This is a genomic window from Halohasta sp. A2 (assembly GCF_056175805.1).
In genome coordinates this window covers 1-441 of the sequence record NZ_JAQFWV010000213.1, presented here as the reverse complement: position 1 = coordinate 441, position 441 = coordinate 1, and the positions used below count along the sequence as shown (strand labels likewise).

The following is a 441-nucleotide window of genomic DNA, read 5'->3' as shown; positions in this document are numbered from 1 at the left end:
CCGCCGTGCGTGCGCGGAGTTGGAATTTAGAGTTCCGAGAAATGGTTCTCAAAGCAGCCGTCTACAACCTTCGACGGAGCGTCCGATTTCCATGAATTTGACCGCCGTGTACCGAAACTACAGAGCCGATAATAGTAAGATAAACGCTACTCAACGAAAATGGCCGATATCAAATCACCCCGTAACGCAGCGAGGGCCTTCCCGTGACCGAATCTCAGTATCAGTGGACACGCAAGTCACTCAGTGAGTTGGTCGACTTTTACTACACCGAGATCCGACCGAGGATGCAAGAAGCCGATTACAACCCAAAACACGGTCGACCAAGCTACGAGTGGCTGGCAGCCAACGGCTTCTCCGGACTGTCCTACACGCTTCGAGAGCACCACGATCTCACAATCAAGGAGTTCTTCGTCGACGAGGTGGGTCTCGACGATGATACTC

General features: G+C 52.8%; 2 pseudogenes. Both read left to right on the top strand.

The features are described 5' to 3' along the window. Positions 1 to 95 (top strand): annotated as a pseudogene (locus O2S87_RS18840) (IS5/IS1182 family transposase); the annotation flags it as partial. Positions 96 to 203: 108 nt separating this feature from the next. Continuing rightward, a pseudogene (locus tag O2S87_RS18835) lies at positions 204 to 441 on the top strand (site-specific integrase); the annotation flags it as partial.